Here is a 17,536-nt window from a genome sequence, read left to right as displayed (position 1 = left end):
TTGGCCATGCATAAAGAAGCCCTTGTTCCTTACCTGCTGCTGCTCGGCGACAGTGCCCTGGTGCAGGGCCAGCGCCTTTGCGAATGGTGTGGCCGTGCGCCTGCCATCGAAGAAGAGCTGGCCTTGATGAACGTCGGCCTCGACCTGGTCGGGCAGGCGCGCAACTGGCTGGAGTATGCCGCCGAGCTGCTCGATGACGGCCGTGATGCCGATGCCCTGGCTTTGCGCCGTGACGAGCGCGCCTACCGCAACCTGCTGCTGGTCGAGCAACCCAACGGCGACTTTGCCGTGACCATGACCAAGCAGTTTCTCTACGACGCCTGGCACTTCGCCGTGCTTCAGGGGCTGGTCGAGTCCAGCGATGCGCGTGTCGCCGGCATCGCCGCCAAGGCCCTGAAGGAAGTCACCTACCACTTGCGCCGCTCCAGCGAGTGGGTACAACGCCTGGGTGATGGCACCGAAGAAAGCCGCCAGCGCATGCTCGTCGCTATCCCGTCACTGTGGCGTTTCACTGTCGAACTCACGACCGGCAGCGACAACGAAGTGCATTTGGCCGAAGCCGGTATCGGCGCCAACCCTGCCGCTGTCGGTGCCGCCTGGCTCCAACAGGTCACAACGACCTTCACTTCGGTCGAGCTGCCGCTGCCCAAGGCCGCCAGCCACTTCTACCTGGATGGCCGCAAAGGGCTGCACACCGAGCACTTGGGCCTGCTGCTGGCCGAGATGCAGTTCCTGCCAAGGGCCTACCCCGATGCAACCTGGTGAGCTGATTGCCGGCGACCGCGGTGCGCGGGCGCTGCAAGGGGGCGACCTGGCACGCGCCTGGGCGGTATTGGGCCAGGTCATGGACCCGGAAGTCCCGGTGGTCAGCGTGGTCGACCTGGGGATCGTGCGCGACCTCGACTGGCGGGCCGGCCACCTGCACCTGGTGGTCACCCCGACCTACTCCGGTTGCCCGGCCACCGAGGTGATCGAGGGTGATATCCGCCAGGCGCTGGAACAGGCCGGTTTCGCCGCGCCAGCGCTTGAGCGCCGGCTGACCCCGGCCTGGAGCACTGACTGGATCAGCGAGCTGGGCCGCGAGCGCCTGCGTGCTTATGGCATCGCACCGCCGCAAGGCAGCGCCAGCAAACGCAGCCTGCTTGGCGAAGCGCCTCAGGTGTGCTGCCCGCAATGCGGCAGCACCCATACCGAATTGCTCAGCCAGTTCGGTTCCACGGCCTGCAAGGCGCTTTACCGCTGCCGCGAGTGCCTGGAGCCGTTCGACTATTTCAAATGCATTTGAGCCGTGGAGAACGCCATGAGCCAGTTTCACAGCCTGACCATCAAGCAAGTGCGCAACGAGACCCGTGATGCGGTGTCGATCGCCTTCGATGTACCCGAGCACCTGCAGGACCAATTCCGCTTCACCCAGGGGCAGTACCTGGTCATGCGTACCCAGCTGGATAACGAAGAAGTCCGCCGCTCCTACTCCATCTGCAGCGCGGTGCAGGACGGCGAGCTGCGTGTGGCCGTCAAACGTGTGCCAGGCGGGCGTTTTTCCGCGTTTGCAAACGAAGTGCTCAAGGCCGGCCAGCAGCTGGAAGTGATGCCGCCATCGGGCAGCTTCTTCGTGCCGCTGGACCCGACTCGCCAGGGCAATTACCTGGGAGTGGCGGCCGGCAGTGGCATTACGCCGATTCTGTCGATCATTGCCACGACCCTGGCCAGCGAGCCGAACAGCCGCTTCACCTTGCTGTATGGCAACCGTTCCAGCTCGGGCGCGCTGTTTCGCGACAAGCTCGAAGACCTGAAAAACACCTACCTCGACCGCCTGAACCTGATTTTCGTGTTCAGCCGCGAACAACAGGACGTTGACCTGTACAACGGCCGCATCGACGCCGACAAGTGCGGCCAGCTGTTCTCGCGCTGGCTGGACGTGCCCGGCCTGGACGCCGCATTCATCTGTGGCCCGCAGGCAATGACCGAGACGGTGCGTGACAGCTTGCAAGCCAACGGCCTGGAAAAACAGCGTATCCATTTCGAGCTGTTCGCCGCTGCCGGCAACGAAGCCCGACGCGAGGCCCGCGAAGCTGCGCGCCAGGTGGACGCGGCGCTCAGCCATATCACCGTGATCAGCGACGGCCGCGCGCTGACCTTCGACCTGCCGCGCAACACCCAGAACGTGCTGGACGCCGGCAACGCCATCGGCGCCGAGCTGCCCTACTCGTGCAAGGCCGGCGTGTGCTCCACCTGCAAGTGCCGAGTGATCGAGGGCGAAGTGGAAATGGACAGCAACCATGCCCTTGAAGACTACGAAGTGGCGGCCGGGTACGTGCTGTCGTGCCAGACCTACCCGGTGAGCGACAAGGTGGTGCTCGATTTCGACCAGCTTTGACACCGCGTCGCCTGTTTCGCGGGCGCGCCCGCTCCCACAGGGATCGCACAAAGGCGAAGAGCAACGCCTTACCTGTGGGCGCGGGCAAGCCCGCGAAGTGGCCATCAGCAACACCGCAACACCCGCGTGACCTCAACAAAACAATTACAACACCCAGAGATCGCAACCCATGACACCCGAACGCATAGAAAGCATCGCCAACCACCCCGACTTCCAGCACCTGGTGCGGCGCAAGCGCCGTCTCAATGGCAGCCTGACCCTGGCCATGCTGGTGATCTACTACGGCTTCGTCCTGCTGGTGGCGTTCTCGCCCAGCACATTGGGCCAGTCCCTCAGCGGCGGCGTGACCACTGTCGGCATGCTGGTGGGCGTGCTGATGGTGCTGCTGTCCTTCGCCCTTACCGGCATCTATGTGCACCGCGCCAACAACGTGCTCGACCCGCTCAACGACAAGGTCAAGCAGGAGTGCGCACAATGAACTGGACCGCCATTTCGATGTTCATGGTGTTCGTCTGCTTCACGCTGATGGTCACCCGCTGGGCTGCCATGCGCACCCGCTCAGCCAGCGACTTCTACACCGCTGGCGGGGGGCTGACCGGTATGCAGAACGGCCTGGCGATCGCCGGTGACATGATCAGCGCCGCGTCGTTCCTGGGTATTTCCGCGATGATGTTCATTAACGGCTACGACGGCCTGCTGTATGCCCTGGGCGTACTGGCCGGTTGGCCGATCATCCTGTTCCTGATTGCAGAGCGCCTGCGCAACCTGGGCAAGTACACTTTCGCCGACGTGGTCAGCTACCGCCTGGCGCAAACCCCGGTGCGCCTGACCTCGGCCTTTGGCACCCTGGTGGTGGCGTTGATGTACCTGGTGGCGCAGATGGTCGGCGCCGGCAAGCTGATCGAGCTGCTGTTCGGTATCAGCTACCTGTACGCCGTGATGCTGGTCGGTGTGCTGATGGTCGCCTATGTCACCTTCGGCGGCATGCTCGCCACCACCTGGGTGCAGATCATCAAGGCCGTAATGCTGCTGTCGGGCACCAGCTTCATGGCTTTCATGGTGCTCAAGCACTTTGGTTTCAGCACCGAAGCGATGTTTGCCAGCGCCGTGGCCGTGCATGCCAAGGGCCAGGCGATCATGGCCCCGGGCGGCTTGCTGTCAAACCCAGTGGACGCGATTTCTCTCGGTTTAGGCATGATGTTCGGCACCGCCGGCCTGCCGCATATTCTGATGCGCTTCTTCACCGTCAGTGATGCCAAGGAAGCACGCAAGAGCGTGTTCTACGCCACTGGCTTCATCGGTTACTTCTACCTGCTGCTGATCATTGTCGGCTTTGGCGCCATCGTGATGGTTGGCACCGAGCCGTCCTACCGCGATGCCACCGGCGCCATCATCGGCGGCGGCAACATGGTCGCCGTGCACTTGGCCCAGGCCGTGGGTGGCAACCTGTTCCTCGGCTTCATCTCTGCCGTGGCTTTCGCCACCATCCTGGCCGTGGTCGCCGGCCTGGCGCTGTCCGGGGCATCGGCGGTCTCCCACGATCTGTATGCCTGCGTGATGCGCAAAGGCAAGGCGACCGAGCAACAGGAAATGCGCGTGTCGCGTGTTGCCACGCTGGTCATCGGCCTGCTTGCGGTGATCCTCGGCCTGATGTTCGAGTCGCAGAACATCGCCTTCCTCTCCGGCCTGGTGCTGGCGGTGGCCGCCTCGGTCAACTTCCCGGTGCTGCTGCTCTCGATGTTCTGGAAAGGCCTGACCACCCGCGGCGCGGTGTGCGGCAGCATGGCCGGCCTGGTCTCGGCGGTGCTGTTGGTCGTGCTGGGCCCAGCAGTGTGGGTCAACGTGTTGCACAACGAGACGGCGCTGTTCCCCTACAGTAACCCGGCACTGTTCTCCATGAGCCTGGCCTTCCTCAGTGCCTGGGTGTTCTCGGTTACCGACAGCTCCGAACGTGCCGTCGAGGAACGTGGCCGCTACCTGGGCCAGTTCATCCGCTCCATGACCGGCATCGGCGCTGCCGGCGCCAGCAAGCACTGATTTCAAGGACGAACAACCATGTCGGGTAAAACAACAACAATGAACCGCACGCACTTCATGTCAGCCGCCTGGCTGGCCACCCTCGCCCTGCCAATGCCGGCGCTGGCGGACTTCATCGGCGACAGCCATGCACGCCTGGAGCTGCGCAACCACTACATCAACCGCGACTTCCGCCAAAGCAATGCGCCCCAGGCCAAGGCCGAGGAATGGGGCCAGGGCTTCACCGCCAAGCTGGAGTCGGGCTTCACCGAAGGCCCCGTCGGCTTTGGCGTCGACGCCATGGGCCAGTTGGGCATCAAGCTCGACTCCAGCCGGGACCGTCGCAACACCGGCCTGTTGCCCTTCGGCCCGAACAGCCATGAACCCGTCGACGACTACAGTGAGTTGGGCCTGACCGGCAAGGTGCGGGTGTCCAAAAGCACCCTGCGCCTGGGCACCTTGCAGCCGATTCTGCCGGTGGTGGTGTACAACGACACCCGACTGCTGGCATCCACCTTCCAGGGTGGCCTGCTGACCAGCCAGGACCTCGAAGGCCTTACTTTCAATGGCGGCCGCCTGACCAAGGCCAACCTGCGCGATTCCTCGGGCCGCGATGACATCGGCTACGGCGCCGCGACCAGCGACCACCTGGACTTTGGTGGTGGTAGCTACGCCATCACCCCGCAAACCAGCGTCAGCTACTACTACGCCAAGCTTGAGGACATCTATCGCCAGCAGTTCGTCGGCCTGATCGATACCCGCCCATTGAGTGAAGGGGTGAGCCTGCGCAGCGACCTGCGCTATTTCGACAGCCGCAATGATGGCGCCGAGCGTGCCGGCAACATCGATAACCGCAACTTCAACGCCATGTTCACCCTGGGTGTACGGGCGCACAAGTTCACCGCCACCTGGCAGCAGATGTCCGGTGACAGCGCCTTCCCGTTCGTCAACGGTGGCGACCCGTTCACCGTCAACCTGGTCACCTACAACACCTTCACCCGGGCCGGGCTGGACTCGTGGCAAGTGCGCTACGACTACGATTTCGTTGCCATGGGTATCCCTGGCCTGAGCTTCATGTCCCGTTACACCGACGGCCGCCATGCGCAAACCGCCACCGTCAGCAATGGCCGCGAGCGCGAGCGCGATACCGACATCACCTATGTCATCCAGAGCGGCCCGTTCAAAGACGTCAGCCTGCGCTGGCGCAACGTCACCTTCCGCTCCGGCAATGGCCTGACCAACGCCGTTGACGAGAACCGCCTGATCATCGGTTACACCCTGGCGCTGTGGTAACAGCGCCCCCCTCACATTTGAACAGCATGGAGAACAGCATGTCTGCCGCCCCTACTCTGCAAAGTTTCATCGCCGGCCGTTGGCTCGGCCAGCACGGCGCCCAGGCCCTGCGCAGCGCCCTTGACGGCCACGTGCTGGCCTACAGCCATGAAGAGCGCCCGGACTTCGCCGAAGCTGTGGATTACGCGCGAGCGCGGGGCCTGGCTTCGCTGATGGGCATGGACTTCCAGCAGCGCGCCCAACGCCTCAAAGCCCTGGCCCTGTATTTGGCCGAACGCAAGGAGCAGCTCTACGCGCTGTCCCACCACAGCGGTGCAACCCGTGCCGACAGCTGGATCGACATCGAAGGCGGCAACGCCACGCTGTTTTCCTATGCCGGCATCGGCAGCCGCGAGCTTCCATCAGGCAACCTGGTGCACGAAGGCCCAGCCATCCCGTTGGGCAAGCAAGGCCACTTTGCCGGCAGCCATATTCTGGTGCCGCGTGCAGGCGTTGCGGTGCACATCAACGCGTTCAACTTCCCCATCTGGGGCATGCTGGAAAAATTCGCCCCGACCTTCCTGGCCGGCATGCCATGTATCGTCAAGCCAGCGACCTCGACCAGTTACCTGACCGAAGCCGTGGTGCGCCTGATGAATGCCTCCGGCCTGCTGCCCGAAGGCAGTCTGCAACTGGTGATCGGCAGTACCGGCGACCTGCTCGACCGCCTGCAAGGCCAGGACGTGGTGACCTTCACCGGTTCCGCCGACACGGCCGCCAAATTGCGTGTCACGCCGAACCTTGTACGCAATTCGGTACCGTTCACGGCTGAAGCCGACTCGCTGAACTGCGCCATTCTTGGCCCGGACGTAACCCCGGACAGCGAAGAGTTCGACCTTTACATCAAGGAGGTGGTGCGTGAAATGACCACCAAGGCCGGGCAGAAATGCACCGCCATCCGCCGCGCCATCGTGCCGGCCAAGCATATCGATGCGGTCGCCACGCGCCTGCGCGAGCGGTTGAGCAAAGTCGTGGTCGGTGACCCGTCGGTGGAAGGCGTGCGCATGGGCGCCTTGGCTTCCCACGATCAACAGCATGACGTGGCCGAGCGCGTGCGCAGCTTGCTGCAAAGCAGTGACCAGCTGTTCGGCGCCAGCGACGGCTTTGCCCCGCGTGGCGAGGGCGTGGCCGAGGGCGCCTTCTTCGCCCCGACTCTGCTGCAAGCCCGCGACCCGCATGCCGAAGGTGGCGCCCACGATATCGAAGCGTTCGGCCCGGTCAGCACGCTAATGGCCTATGACGACCTCGACGAGGCCTTGGCGCTGGCGGCGCGTGGCAAAGGCAGCCTGGTGGCGACCCTGGTTACCGCTGACCGCAGCGTGGCTGCCAAGGCAATCCCGGCGGCGGCTGCCTGGCATGGCCGCCTGCTGGTGCTCGACAGCGAGGCCGCCAAGGAATCCACCGGCCACGGCTCGCCACTGCCGCAACTCAAGCACGGCGGCCCGGGCCGGGCCGGTGGTGGTGAAGAGCTGGGTGGCCTGCGGGCCGTCAAGCACTACCTGCAGCGCGCCGCCATACAAGGTTCGCCGAGCATGCTCACGGCGGTCACCGGCGAATACGTGCGTGGTGGCGAGGTGATCGAAACCGAAGTGCACCCGTTCCGCCGCTACTTCGAGCAACTGCGCATCGGCGAGTCGCTGCTCACCCATCGGCGCACCGTGACGGAGGCTGACCTGGTCAATTTCGGCTGCCTGTCGGGCGACCATTTCTACATGCACTTCGACGAAATCGCCGCGAAGGAATCGCAGTTCGGTAAACGCATCGCCCACGGCTACTTCGTGCTGTCGGCGGCGGCCGGGCTGTTCGTGTCGCCCGGTGCCGGGCCAGTGCTGGCCAACTATGGGCTGGATACCTTGCGCTTCATCAACCCGGTGGGCATTGGCGATACCATCCAGGCGCGTCTGACCTGCAAGCGCAAGATCGACCAAGGCAAGACCAGCCCGCTGGGGCAGCCGCAGGGTGTGGTGGCGTGGGATGTCGAGGTGACCAACCAGCTGGGTGAGCTGGTGGCCAGCTATGACATCCTGACATTGGTGCTGAAAAAGCCACAATGACCCGTTGAAGCTATTGGCCTCTTCGCGAGTCAGTCGCGCAGAGGCCAATTACCCTGTCGCCGCCGGGTCTCCCGCCGATTGGTTTGGCTTGCTTCCCGAAACCCGCCAGCTCACGGCGGTAATCCCATAGCGTTCGGCCATGGGCCGGCTGACCTTTTTGATCTTTTCGCGACCAAACTTGGGAATGATGCCGATGCCCGCATCGCAACTTGCCCAATGCCAGGCTTCGGCATTGTCCAGCCGCTCCAGACGAATGATGAAACTGCGCGGCTGGCCATGCAGTTGGTAATCGATGATGTACAGCTGTGGGCCTGGCATCGCTGGGGCCTCCTCTTCTCCATGGATGACACCCTGATTGATCAGGCCATGGCCAGAAAATTCAAAATTTCGGCGAACAATTGGCATCATCTGCGAGCGCTGTCACTCATTGGCTACGGCTCCCGCCGTGGCTGTTCTGCCCACCCTTGCGGCCTGCTTCCGAAGCCCGTTGGCGATCGTTGGCGAAGTTACCGCCAGAGGCCTTGCCGCCCTTTTGGCCAGCGCGCGAAGCCCGTTCCCGGTCATTGGCGAAGTTGCCTGGGTTGGTTTCCTTGGTGCCGCCGCGCTGGCGGGTTCGCTCTTGGTCTTGCGCCATGTCGTTTCTCCTTGCGATGGGGTCGCTGGTCGCATGAATCTTTGCCATGCCTAGCTTCCGAGCCTCTGAATGATGAGTCTGCTCAATGGCTTTGCCGGCAGCTGACCAATGGCACGAAACTCAGGCATGCACACTCCACTGAACGGCCTCCACCCCGATCGGCATTTCGTCAATGGCATCAATCAGCCCGTTCTCCATTGCCTCGCGTGGCCCTAGAATCCGCGGATAGGCCATCAGGTAGCGTGGCACATCCAGCACCTCGGCTGCCCCCTCGGTCCGCTCGGTGACGATCTGCGCATAGAGCCGCAAATCGTAATCCAGGCTCATCGCATACTCGGCCATCCGTGAATGGTCCACCGAACCATGCAAAGTCCAGTGAAACGGATGGAACAGGAACTTGCTGAAACTGCACGCTGTGCGCCGTTCTCCGGCCAGGAACAGGATATTGCCCATGGATTCCACGGTGCCCAGGTTGTGGGTATGCACCTCCACTGGCAACGCCCGCAGAAAATTGTACAAAGTGAACCCATAGCTGCATTCACCGCCCATGGTGGCGATGTTCAGTTGCAACACCTCGGCCCCCTGCTGCAACGCCCGCGAACAGGTACTGATCAGGTTGCCACAGGTCGAGGAATTGATCGGCCCGGTGAAGTGAATGATATGTCTGGCCATGCTTGCCTCCAGGGTTGGCAGCTCATTCCTTGGTGTTCTGCGCATCGTTGCCCTGCCCGGCCATCTGTCGGTACTGCTTGCGCAGGGCGTGCAGCTCGGCGGGGTCCATATCCTCCAGGTCCAGCAGCGCCTTGTGTGCCCGGCGCGTGGTGCGCAGCAGTTCGTCGATCTTGATGTGCAGTTCGTCGTTGTCGCGGTTCTGGGTGTTCTGGATCAGGAACACCATCAGGAAGGTGATGATGGTGGTCGAGGTGTTGATCACCAGTTGCCAGGTGTCATTGAAGTGAAACAGCGGCCCGGTCACTGCCCAGGTCAAGATCAGCAGGCAGGCGATGCCAAAGCTCAGCGGACGTCCGGCCCAATTGGCCAGCCAGTGGGCGAAGCGGTCGAATTTCATGCTGGCACCCTTCCACGAAGCGGATAACCGGTGGAAACGTCAGCCGCTCTAAAGTTCAACCCGACATCAGCACTTCCCATTGGTCACGTGCGCTGAACCCAGCGGGGGCTCCACCAGTCGCACATTCAGAGCAACTGAATGGAAGGCGCCTTGTGGACAAGACCCTGCCCGCCCCAAACCGTAGCATCGACACAGTCACCACGGTGCGCCGGCTCAATGTGCTGACGCTTAACGTGCACAAGGGCTTCACCTTCTTCAACCGGCGCTTCATCCTGCCCGAGTTGCGCGAGGCGGTGCGCGCCACCGGCGCTGACCTGGTGTTCTTGCAGGAAGTGCACGGCAGCCACCAGCAACATGCCCAGCGCCATGCGGCCTGGCCAGAAACGCCGCAATACGAGTTTCTCGCCGACAGCATGTGGCCGCAGTTCGCCTATGGGCGCAATGCCGTGTACCCGCATGGCGACCATGGCAACGCGTTGCTGTCGAAATTCCCCATCAGCCACTTCAACAACCTGGATGTTTCAGTGCAGGGCAACGAACAGCGCGGCTTGCTGCATTGCCAGCTGGAAGTGCCGGGCCATGACCAGGTGCATGCTGTGTGCGTACACCTGGGCCTGCGTGAGGCCCACCGGCAGCGCCAGGTCACGCTGATGCTGGACCTGTTGGCCAGCCTGCCGCCCCAAGCGCCGGTGATCGTCGCCGGCGATTTCAACGATTGGCGGCTTAAGGCCGACGCCGTGCTCTGCGAGCACCTGATAGAGGCCTTCGGCAAGCCGGCGCGCAGTTTCCCCGCGCGCCTGCCGTTGTTACGCCTGGACCGCATCTACTTGCGCAACGCCGTGCCCGGTGCTGCCCAGGTGCTGTCGAAATACCCGTGGTCGCACCTCTCCGACCACGTCCCACTGGCTGCGGAGATCAACCTGTGAACCGACCTTGGGTAGACGGCAACAGCGTGCAGTTGCTGATCAATGGCGAGCAGTACTACCCCCGCGTGTTCGAGGCCATGGCCCAGGCGCGAGAAGAAATCCTGCTGGAAACGTTCATCATCTTCGACGACAAGGTTGGCCAGCAACTGCAGCAGGTGCTGATCGATGCGGCCCGGCGCGGCGTGCGTGTGGAAGTGGCGGTAGACGGCTACGGCACCGCCGACCTGCCAGGCGCGTTCATTTCGGCGATGACCGATGTGGGCGTGAGCTTCCACGCGTTCGACCCGCAGCCGCGGCTAGTGGGCATGCGTACCAACCTGTTCCGGCGCCTGCACCGCAAGATCGTGGTGGTCGATGGTGAGCGGGCCTTCATCGGAGGCATCAACTACAGCGCCGACCACCTGGGCGACTTTGGTGCCATGGCCAAGCAGGATTATGCCGTGGAAGTCACCGGCCCGGTGGTTGCACAGGTACATGCCGCCAGCAAGCGCCTGATGTCGCCAGTGCTGCAGCCACCCAGTGCGGTTCGCCCGGTTACCGAGCCTGCCGGGGCCAGCAGCGCCGTGCTGGTCGAGCGCGACAACGGGCTGCGCAGTACCAATATCGAAGCCCACTACCTTCAGGCTTTTCGGGGGGCCAAGCAGCGCATCGTGGTCGCCAATGCGTATTTCTTCCCAGGCTACCGGCTGATGCGTGAGCTGCGCAATGCAGCCCGGCGTGGCGTGGAAGTACGTTTGATTTTGCAGGGCCAACCCGACATGCGCTGGGTCCGCGCACTCTCACGCCTGCTGTACAACTACCTGCTGCGCGACGGCGTGGTGATTAACGAATACTGCCAGCGGCCGCTGCATGGCAAGGTGGCGCTGGTGGACGACCAGTGGGCCACCGTCGGTTCCAGCAACCTCGACCCACTGAGCCTGTCATTCAACCTGGAGGCCAATCTGTTCATCCGTGACCGAGCCTTCAACCAGCAACTGAATCAGCACCTGCAGGCCCTGGCCAACGAACACTGCAAGCCAGTCACCCTGGAGCGCATGATTCGCGGTTACTGGTGGCGGGCACCGCTGATTTTCGTATGTTTCCACGTGATTCGCCATTTTCCGCGCATTGCCGGCTGGTTCCCGGCGCACCGTCAGCGGTTGCGCTCGGTGCAGCCGGAAGCCGAGCCGCAAGGCGACTTGCACGAGGGCAGCACCTGATGGCGCGCAAAGGCTGGCAAAGCTGGGGCAAACGCTTGTTCACGCTGGCGTTCCTGGTCCTCATCCCTGTGTTGCTGTACCTGCTGGCGCGCAACCTGGACTGGAACGAAGTGCGCCAGTCCTTGCTGGCCTACAAACCTGGTGCCCTCGTCATAGGCTTGGCGATTGCGCTGTGCAGCTACCTCACGTTCGCCAGCTACGACCTGCTGGCACGGGCTTACACCGGCCACCACTTGCCTGCCCGGCAGGTAGTGCCCATCGCGTTCGTGTGCTACGCCTTCAACCTCAATTTCACCACCTGGGTGGGCGGCGTCGCCTTGCGTTACCGGCTATACGGGCGCCTTGGCCTGGACACGGCGACGATCACACGCATTCTAACCCTGGGCCTGCTGACCAACTGGATGGGCTACATGCTACTGGCCGGCACAGTATTTGCCCTGGACCTGGTCGAGCTGCCCAGTAACTGGGCGGTGGGCGCTACAAGCTTGCGCCTGATCGGCCTGCTGCTGCTGGCGATCGCCGGCGGTTATCTGCTGGCCTGTGGTTTTGCCAAAAAGCGCACTTGGTGCTGGCGCGATCACGAAGTGACGCTACCGTCGCTGCGCCTGGCGTTGAGCCAGGTGGCGCTGGGCGCCAGCAACTGGGCACTGATGGCGCTGCTGATCTTCTGGCTTTTGCCGGGCAACGCGTTTTACCCCTCGATACTCGGCATTCTGCTGATCAGCTGCGTGGCTGGCGTGGTCGCGCATATACCGGCCGGGCTGGGCGTGCTGGAGGCAGTGTTTCTGGCTCTGCTACACGGGCAGATGGCCCAGGGCACGCTGGTGGCTGCCCTGCTGGGCTATCGCACGCTGTACTACTTGATCCCGCTGCTGCTGGCGGTGATCTGCTACCTGATCCTGGAAAAGCGCGCCAAAGCCATGCGCCAGGACGACACACCCGCCCAAACCTGACACTGGCTTCAGGGCAACGTCCAGCCGCTCAGCGGCTCGGCTCGCTCAAGGCTTGCTGTCCTCGTCAATGACCGCATCATCGCTCCACGGTATGCCGTCCAGCGGCGCGGACCGCGCCAGCTCGGCCTCGTCCAAGCCTATGCCGCCCCCGATCTCACCGGCGTTCACCTGCCGCAAGGTCTGATCCGCCGGGCCCTCACTGTCGCCAGACTCATACGGGTCGCGGGCACCTGTTTCGTCCAGCAGAGTGTCCGGGCTCAAATCGTCATAGGTGACGTTGTCTTCATGCAGGCTATCACTCAGCGCCTCGCCGCCGGTCATGCCGCTTTCGGCCACACGCCGTGGTGAAAACTCCCGAGCGACGTCGTCGGCCGGTCGTTCGTCGCCCACACGTCCTTGTCGCTCATCCAGGCGCTCATCGAAGTCCAACTCGTGGACGCTGCCCATGCGGTCTTCGGTGTCATCGATTTCTGTAGGGGTATACGGCTTGGGTTTATCTGTTCTGGCCATGTGGGTTCTCCGTCGGTTGGCTTCATTCGGTCGACTGCGTCTGCCTGTTGAAGATTCAGAGTTTTTTGAACTACCCCTCACTGCAGCGCCTCCCACCTTAGAGACTGCGAACCACCCGGAGCCCTCCATGGCCAAGCCCCTGCAGGAATATGCGCGCAAGCGTGACTTCAGCGCCACGCCCGAGCCAGACGGCAGGCGCAGCCGTGGTAAACAGGCCCACGCCCTGCTGTTCTGCATCCAGAAGCATGACGCCAGCCACCTGCACTATGACTTCCGCCTGGAGCTTGATGGCACCCTGAAGAGCTGGGCGATCCCCAAGGGGCCGTCGCTGGACCCCAAGGTGCGCCGACTGGCCGTGCATGTGGAGGACCATCCGCTGGACTACGCCGACTTCGAGGGGCATATCCCCGAAGGCCACTATGGTGCAGGCGATGTGATCGTTTGGGACCGTGGCATATGGGAGCCCGAGGGCGATGCCCGTGAGGCTTATGCCAAAGGCAAGCTGCGCTTTCGCCTGCAGGGTGAAAAGCTCAGTGGTGTGTGGAACCTGTTTCGCACCCACCTGGCCGGCAAAAAGGAGCAATGGATGCTGGTGAAGTCCCACGATGGCCAGGCGCGCAGCGAAGCTGACTACAGCATTGTCGAGGCCCAGCCTGACAGCGTGCTCAGCGACCGCACCTTGTTGCCACGCAAGGCCGCTGCAAAAAAGGCCACTACACCGCGCACCAACCGTCAACGCACCGGAAAAGGCCAGCATGCGCCGTTGCCAGCGCAGCTACAGCCGCAGCTTGCAACGTTGGTGGATTCCCCGCCTAGCGGCGACTGGCGCTATGAAGTCAAGTTCGACGGCTACCGCATCATGGCCCGCATCGACGGCGAAGATATCCGCCTGTTCACCCGCAATGGCCACGACTGGAGCAGCAAAATGCCCCGGCAGGTCGCTGCCTTGCGCGCGCTGGGTGTCGGTTCGGCCTGGCTCGACGGCGAAATGGTGGTGGTTGACGAAAATGGCGCAGCAGACTTCCAAGCCTTGCAGAACGCCTTCGATACCGAGCATGACGAAGGCATTGCCTATTACCTGTTCGACCTGCCGTTTCTTGGTGGTCGGGACCTGCGTCAGGTACCGCTGCAGGGCCGCCGCGACACCTTGCGCCAACTGCTTGGGCACGATGAGTCGGACGTACTCAAGTTTTCTGCCGACTTTGACCAGCCTGTCGAATCCCTGCTCGACAGCGCCTGCCGTCTGCAGCTCGAAGGGCTGATCGGCAAACGCGTCGACAGCCCGTACAGTGGCCGCCGCAGCTCGGACTGGGTCAAGCTCAAGTGCAAGCAACGCCAGGAATTCGTGATCGTCGGCTACACCGACCCCAAAGGCAGCCGCAGCGGCTTCGGGGCCTTGCTGCTGGCTCTGCACGACAACGACAGTGGTGAGCTGCGCTATGCCGGAAAGGTAGGTACCGGCTTCAGTGATACCACCCTGGCCACCCTGCTTGCCCGGTTGACGTCTCTGGAAACTGCCAAGCCAGCCGTGGCCAGGCCGCCCACCGGTGCCGAAGCCCGTGGTGTGCATTGGCTGCAACCGAAACTGCTCGCTGAAGTCGCCTATGCCCAGATGACCCGTGATGGCATCGTACGCCACTCGGTTTTCCACGGCCTGCGCGACGACAAGGCGGCAACAGCTATCGACCTGGAGCGCGCCATGCCCGCCAAGACCGTGCCTAAGCGCAGCAAGCAGGCCAAGACGTCTGAAACCCCGGATGAACTGCACCTGACACATCCTGACAGGGTGATCGACGCCACCCTGGGTGCGACCAAGCGCGAAGTCGCCGAATACTATGCCGACATCAGCCAATGGATCCTGCCACAGCTCAAGCACCGCCCGGTGGCGCTGGTTCGCGCACCGGACGGCCTGGCCGGCGAGCTGTTCTTCCAAAAGAACGCGGGCCAGCTGCACATACCCAACGTGCTTAGCTACGAAAAGGCCGAGGCCGGCCAGGCGGCGATGGTTATCAATCGCCCAGACACGCTGCTAGGCGCGGTGCAGATGAACATGCTTGAACTGCACACCTGGAACGCCACGGACAAGGACTTCGACAAACCCGACCGCTTCGTGCTCGACCTGGACCCTGACCCCGCGTTGCCCTGGAAGGCCATGCTGGAGGCGACTCAGCTCACCCTTACCCTGCTTGACGAGCTAGGCCTGAAGGTGTTCCTGAAAACCAGTGGAGGCAAAGGCATTCATGTTGTAGTGCCGTTGACCCGGCGCGCCGGCTGGGACGAAGTCAAAGGCTTCAGCCACGCCATCGTCAACTATCTGGCCACGTTGTTCCCGGACCGTCTCAGCGCGGTGTCTGGGCCGAAAAACCGTGTTGGGCGCATCTTCATCGATTACCTGCGCAACAGCAAAGGCGCCACCACCGCGTGCGCTTACTCCCTGCGAGCCCGAGAGGGGCTGCCTGTTTCGGTGCCCATATGGCGCGAGGAGCTGGTGCAGCTCAAGGCCGCCAACACGTGGAACATCGCCAACGTGCGCGAGCGTCTCGCAGCAGTCGAAGACCCATGGGCCGACCTGGGCAAGGTGCGTCAGTCCATCACTGCCCGCATGCGCAAGCAACTGGGGCTCTCGTGATGGCGCAACAGCGAATGGACATGACCCGGGAGACACGCCCATGAGCATCGTTCAAGACTTCAACCTGACCACCCTTGACCGCCTGTTGCGCGCCTTTGGCGAACGCCAGCAAGCGCTTAACCTCGACACCCAGCTGCCGCAGCTGATTCAGGCGCTGCAAGCTGACCACCTGGACCTGCTGCCCTTGCCGGGGCAAGGCAACACCCTGCGTCGCTGGCAGACCTTGGCCCGCGTGGCGGGTTGCGACCTGGCTCTGGCCAAACTCTATGAAGGCCACACAGATGCCCTGGCAATTCTGGCCGAGTGTGGTGCCGCGTACCAGGCGCGCGACGGCATCTGGGGCGTGTGGGCCGCCGAACCGCCTGATGCCCGTACGCGGATCACGGCTCGCGAAGGTAAACAGGTGCTATTGAACGGCCGCAAGGCCTGGTGTTCAGGCGCCTTGCAGATCGACCGGGCGTTGATCACCGCCTGGGATGAGGCGGAGCAACCGCAACTGGTGGCCATCGAATTGTCGCAACCGAGCCAGGGTTTGAACATCGAGCATTGGCAGGCTGTAGGCATGGGCACGACTGCCAGCGTCGAACTGTCGTTCAACGACACTCCTGGTACGCTCATCGGCAAGGCCGGCCAATACCTTGCACGCCCAGGCTTCTGGCACGGCGGTGCAGGCATCGCCGCCTGCTGGTTCGGCGCGGCTGAAGCGCTGGCGGACTACCTGCGCGAACACTGCCGCAGGCCCCGCCCCGACCCGCATGCCGATGCCCATCTGGGGGCCGTTGACGCTGCGTTGTACGGTGCCCGCGCAGCGCTGCGCGAGTGCGCCGCCTGGATCGACCTGCAGCCTGCAGCAGATGCCAGTTTCGAAGTGCGCCGTACCCGTGCCCAGGTAGAACAGGCGGTGGAACAGGTGATCAGCCATGTCGGGCGAGCGCTGGGCGCCACACCCTTCTGCCGCAGCAGCCACTTTGCTCGGCTGAGCGCCGATCTGCCGGTGTTCATTCGCCAAAGTCATGCCGAGCGTGACCTGGCGGTGTTGGGCCAGCAGTTGGCCCAGGGGCCGGCCGGAGCCTGGCAGCTATGAACGAGAATCTGATTCAGTCGAGCAGTGGCACGCCTTGGGCATCCTGGCAACAGGCCGCGCATCTGGCCCGTGCTACCTGGCTCGATCCGCGCCAGCTTTGCCCGCCAGGGCGCCGCCTGGTATTGATTGCACCCCACCCGGACGACGAAATACTCATGGCCGGCGGCCTGCTGGCGGGGTTCACCGGTCGCGAAGAAGAACTGGTGCTGATTTCCGCCACCGATGGTGAGGGCAGTCACCCAGGTTCCAGCCACTGGAGCGAGCACCGCTTGCGTCGCCAGCGCCCTCTGGAGAGCCGCCAGGCCCTGAAGCAGCTGGGCCTGGAGCCAAACCAGATGGACTGGCGCAGGCTGCATCTCAAGGACGGCCAGCTGCCGCGTGAAGAAGCGTTTTTGGTTAGCCACCTCACCCAGTTGCTGCGGCCCGATGACCTGTTGATGGCTACCTGGCGTAATGACGGGCATTGCGATCACGAGGCCGTCGGCCGCGCTGCCGCGCATGCGGCGGCGGCCCGCCAGGTGCAATTGGCCGAGGTACCGGTTTGGGCATGGCATTGGGCAGAGCCTGACGATCCACGTCTGCCGTGGCCCCGTGCCCACCGTCTGCAACTCGATGAAAGCCGCTTGGCACGCAAGCGCAAGGCGTTGGCCGCTCACGTCAGCCAGCTGGGACGGGACGACGAACAGCCAGTGCTGCCGTCCAATCTGCTGGATTGTCTGCTGCAACCTTTCGAACTGGTCTTTCTGTAGTGGA

At 63.3% G+C, this 17,536-nt stretch carries 18 protein-coding genes; 13 read left to right on the top strand and 5 right to left on the bottom strand.

Annotated elements, in window-relative coordinates; translation table 11 throughout:
* Window positions 1-6 precede the first annotated feature (6 nt).
* The 7 genes from paaC (at window position 7) to paaZ (ending at window position 7,779) form a co-directional block, all read left to right on the top strand.
* The gene (gene paaC, locus Q9451_RS17050; protein WP_012272259.1) at window positions 7-765 is read left to right on the top strand and encodes a 1,2-phenylacetyl-CoA epoxidase subunit PaaC; all 759 of its coding nucleotides are present in this window, start codon (window positions 7-9) and stop codon (window positions 763-765) included.
* Entirely contained in the window at window positions 752-1,285 is a 534-nt protein-coding gene (gene paaD, locus Q9451_RS17045; RefSeq protein WP_012272260.1) for a 1,2-phenylacetyl-CoA epoxidase subunit PaaD, read from the top strand. The genes paaC and paaD overlap by 14 nt, the downstream gene beginning before the upstream one ends.
* Before the next feature lie 15 nt (window positions 1,286-1,300).
* A complete protein-coding gene (gene paaE, locus Q9451_RS17040; protein ID WP_012272261.1) occupies window positions 1,301-2,377 on the top strand; it encodes a 1,2-phenylacetyl-CoA epoxidase subunit PaaE in 1,077 nt (358 codons plus the stop codon).
* Between the two features lie 169 nt (window positions 2,378-2,546).
* Complete coding sequence (locus Q9451_RS17035; protein ID WP_012272262.1) at window positions 2,547-2,855, top strand: DUF485 domain-containing protein; 309 nt, start codon at window positions 2,547-2,549, stop codon at window positions 2,853-2,855.
* Complete coding sequence (locus Q9451_RS17030; RefSeq protein WP_012272263.1) at window positions 2,852-4,414, top strand: cation acetate symporter; 1,563 nt, start codon at window positions 2,852-2,854, stop codon at window positions 4,412-4,414. Before Q9451_RS17035 ends, Q9451_RS17030 begins: the two co-directional genes overlap by 4 nt.
* A gap of 39 nt (window positions 4,415-4,453) precedes the next feature.
* Window positions 4,454-5,686 (top strand): OprD family porin, encoded by a 1,233-nt coding sequence (locus Q9451_RS17025; protein ID WP_012272264.1) that lies wholly within the window; start codon window positions 4,454-4,456, stop codon window positions 5,684-5,686.
* A gap of 38 nt (window positions 5,687-5,724) precedes the next feature.
* The gene (gene paaZ, locus Q9451_RS17020) at window positions 5,725-7,779 is read left to right on the top strand and encodes a phenylacetic acid degradation bifunctional protein PaaZ (RefSeq protein ID WP_012272265.1); all 2,055 of its coding nucleotides are present in this window, start codon (window positions 5,725-5,727) and stop codon (window positions 7,777-7,779) included.
* A gap of 48 nt (window positions 7,780-7,827) precedes the next feature.
* Here paaZ and Q9451_RS17015 read toward each other — a convergent pair whose 3' ends face one another.
* The 4 genes from Q9451_RS17015 to Q9451_RS17000 all read right to left on the bottom strand — a co-directional run bounded on the left by Q9451_RS17015 (window position 7,828) and on the right by Q9451_RS17000 (window position 9,482).
* A complete protein-coding gene (locus Q9451_RS17015; protein WP_012272266.1) occupies window positions 7,828-8,097 on the bottom strand; it encodes a DUF6555 family protein in 270 nt (89 codons plus the stop codon).
* Between the two features lie 106 nt (window positions 8,098-8,203).
* On the bottom strand, window positions 8,204-8,413 hold the full coding sequence (locus Q9451_RS17010; protein ID WP_012272267.1) for a general stress protein: 210 nt from the start codon (window positions 8,411-8,413) through the stop codon (window positions 8,204-8,206).
* Window positions 8,414-8,533: 120 nt separating this feature from the next.
* Window positions 8,534-9,085: an ATP-dependent Clp protease proteolytic subunit gene (locus Q9451_RS17005; protein WP_012272268.1), complete on the bottom strand. Its 552-nt coding sequence runs from the start codon at window positions 9,083-9,085 to the stop codon at window positions 8,534-8,536.
* A gap of 22 nt (window positions 9,086-9,107) precedes the next feature.
* A complete protein-coding gene (locus tag Q9451_RS17000) occupies window positions 9,108-9,482 on the bottom strand; it encodes a low affinity iron permease family protein (RefSeq protein ID WP_012272269.1) in 375 nt (124 codons plus the stop codon).
* A gap of 152 nt (window positions 9,483-9,634) precedes the next feature.
* On the opposite strand from Q9451_RS17000, the gene Q9451_RS16995 reads away from it, so the two are divergent.
* From Q9451_RS16995 to Q9451_RS16985, 3 genes are read left to right on the top strand one after another with little or no spacing between them, the layout of a single operon-like run.
* Window positions 9,635-10,408: an endonuclease/exonuclease/phosphatase family protein gene (locus tag Q9451_RS16995; protein ID WP_012272270.1), complete on the top strand. Its 774-nt coding sequence runs from the start codon at window positions 9,635-9,637 to the stop codon at window positions 10,406-10,408.
* A complete protein-coding gene (gene clsB, locus Q9451_RS16990; RefSeq protein ID WP_012272271.1) occupies window positions 10,405-11,607 on the top strand; it encodes a cardiolipin synthase ClsB in 1,203 nt (400 codons plus the stop codon). The genes Q9451_RS16995 and clsB overlap by 4 nt, the downstream gene beginning before the upstream one ends.
* Entirely contained in the window at window positions 11,607-12,560 is a 954-nt protein-coding gene (locus tag Q9451_RS16985) for a lysylphosphatidylglycerol synthase domain-containing protein (protein WP_012272272.1), read from the top strand. The genes clsB and Q9451_RS16985 overlap by 1 nt, the downstream gene beginning before the upstream one ends.
* 45 nt (window positions 12,561-12,605) lie before the next feature.
* Here the strand turns inward: Q9451_RS16985 and Q9451_RS16980 are convergent, their stop codons facing one another.
* Window positions 12,606-13,070: a hypothetical protein gene (locus Q9451_RS16980; protein WP_012272273.1), complete on the bottom strand. Its 465-nt coding sequence runs from the start codon at window positions 13,068-13,070 to the stop codon at window positions 12,606-12,608.
* Window positions 13,071-13,197: 127 nt separating this feature from the next.
* Here Q9451_RS16980 and ligD point away from each other — a divergent pair, with 127 nt between their 5' ends.
* The 3 genes from ligD to Q9451_RS16965 are packed head-to-tail and all read left to right on the top strand — an operon-like array spanning window position 13,198 to window position 17,532.
* Window positions 13,198-15,699, top strand: a complete 2,502-nt coding sequence (gene ligD / locus Q9451_RS16975) for a DNA ligase D (protein WP_012272274.1) — start codon at window positions 13,198-13,200, stop codon at window positions 15,697-15,699.
* 40 nt (window positions 15,700-15,739) lie between these two features.
* Window positions 15,740-16,783, top strand: a complete 1,044-nt coding sequence (locus Q9451_RS16970) for an acyl-CoA dehydrogenase (RefSeq protein ID WP_012272275.1) — start codon at window positions 15,740-15,742, stop codon at window positions 16,781-16,783.
* Window positions 16,780-17,532, top strand: a complete 753-nt coding sequence (locus Q9451_RS16965) for a PIG-L family deacetylase (protein ID WP_012272276.1) — start codon at window positions 16,780-16,782, stop codon at window positions 17,530-17,532. The genes Q9451_RS16970 and Q9451_RS16965 overlap by 4 nt, the downstream gene beginning before the upstream one ends.
* Window positions 17,533-17,536: the final 4 nt, after the last annotated feature.

It is taken from the genome of Pseudomonas sp. NY8896 (genome assembly GCF_039634505.1).
The sequence above is the reverse complement of the archived record's forward strand: the minus strand, read 5'-3'. Positions and strand labels throughout refer to the sequence as shown.

What these genes read in the sequence shown, in the direction of transcription:
- Q9451_RS16970 (WP_012272275.1), top strand. Translation starts at nt 15,740, where the DNA reads ATGAGCATCGTTCAAGACTTCAACCTGACCACCCTTGACCGCCTGTTG.
- paaD (WP_012272260.1), top strand. Translation starts at nt 752, where the DNA reads ATGCAACCTGGTGAGCTGATTGCCGGCGACCGCGGTGCGCGGGCGCTG.
- Q9451_RS17010 (WP_012272267.1), bottom strand. Translation starts at nt 8,413, where the DNA reads ATGGCGCAAGACCAAGAGCGAACCCGCCAGCGCGGCGGCACCAAGGAA.
- Q9451_RS17035 (WP_012272262.1), top strand. Translation starts at nt 2,547, where the DNA reads ATGACACCCGAACGCATAGAAAGCATCGCCAACCACCCCGACTTCCAG.
- Q9451_RS17015 (WP_012272266.1), bottom strand. Translation starts at nt 8,097, where the DNA reads ATGCCAGGCCCACAGCTGTACATCATCGATTACCAACTGCATGGCCAG.
- paaE (WP_012272261.1), top strand. Translation starts at nt 1,301, where the DNA reads ATGAGCCAGTTTCACAGCCTGACCATCAAGCAAGTGCGCAACGAGACC.
- Q9451_RS16980 (WP_012272273.1), bottom strand. Translation starts at nt 13,070, where the DNA reads ATGGCCAGAACAGATAAACCCAAGCCGTATACCCCTACAGAAATCGAT.
- Q9451_RS17005 (WP_012272268.1), bottom strand. Translation starts at nt 9,085, where the DNA reads ATGGCCAGACATATCATTCACTTCACCGGGCCGATCAATTCCTCGACC.
- Q9451_RS16965 (WP_012272276.1), top strand. Translation starts at nt 16,780, where the DNA reads ATGAACGAGAATCTGATTCAGTCGAGCAGTGGCACGCCTTGGGCATCC.
- paaC (WP_012272259.1), top strand. Translation starts at nt 7, where the DNA reads ATGCATAAAGAAGCCCTTGTTCCTTACCTGCTGCTGCTCGGCGACAGT.
- Q9451_RS17000 (WP_012272269.1), bottom strand. Translation starts at nt 9,482, where the DNA reads ATGAAATTCGACCGCTTCGCCCACTGGCTGGCCAATTGGGCCGGACGT.
- Q9451_RS17030 (WP_012272263.1), top strand. Translation starts at nt 2,852, where the DNA reads ATGAACTGGACCGCCATTTCGATGTTCATGGTGTTCGTCTGCTTCACG.
- Q9451_RS17025 (WP_012272264.1), top strand. Translation starts at nt 4,454, where the DNA reads ATGAACCGCACGCACTTCATGTCAGCCGCCTGGCTGGCCACCCTCGCC.
- Q9451_RS16985 (WP_012272272.1), top strand. Translation starts at nt 11,607, where the DNA reads ATGGCGCGCAAAGGCTGGCAAAGCTGGGGCAAACGCTTGTTCACGCTG.
- ligD (WP_012272274.1), top strand. Translation starts at nt 13,198, where the DNA reads ATGGCCAAGCCCCTGCAGGAATATGCGCGCAAGCGTGACTTCAGCGCC.
- paaZ (WP_012272265.1), top strand. Translation starts at nt 5,725, where the DNA reads ATGTCTGCCGCCCCTACTCTGCAAAGTTTCATCGCCGGCCGTTGGCTC.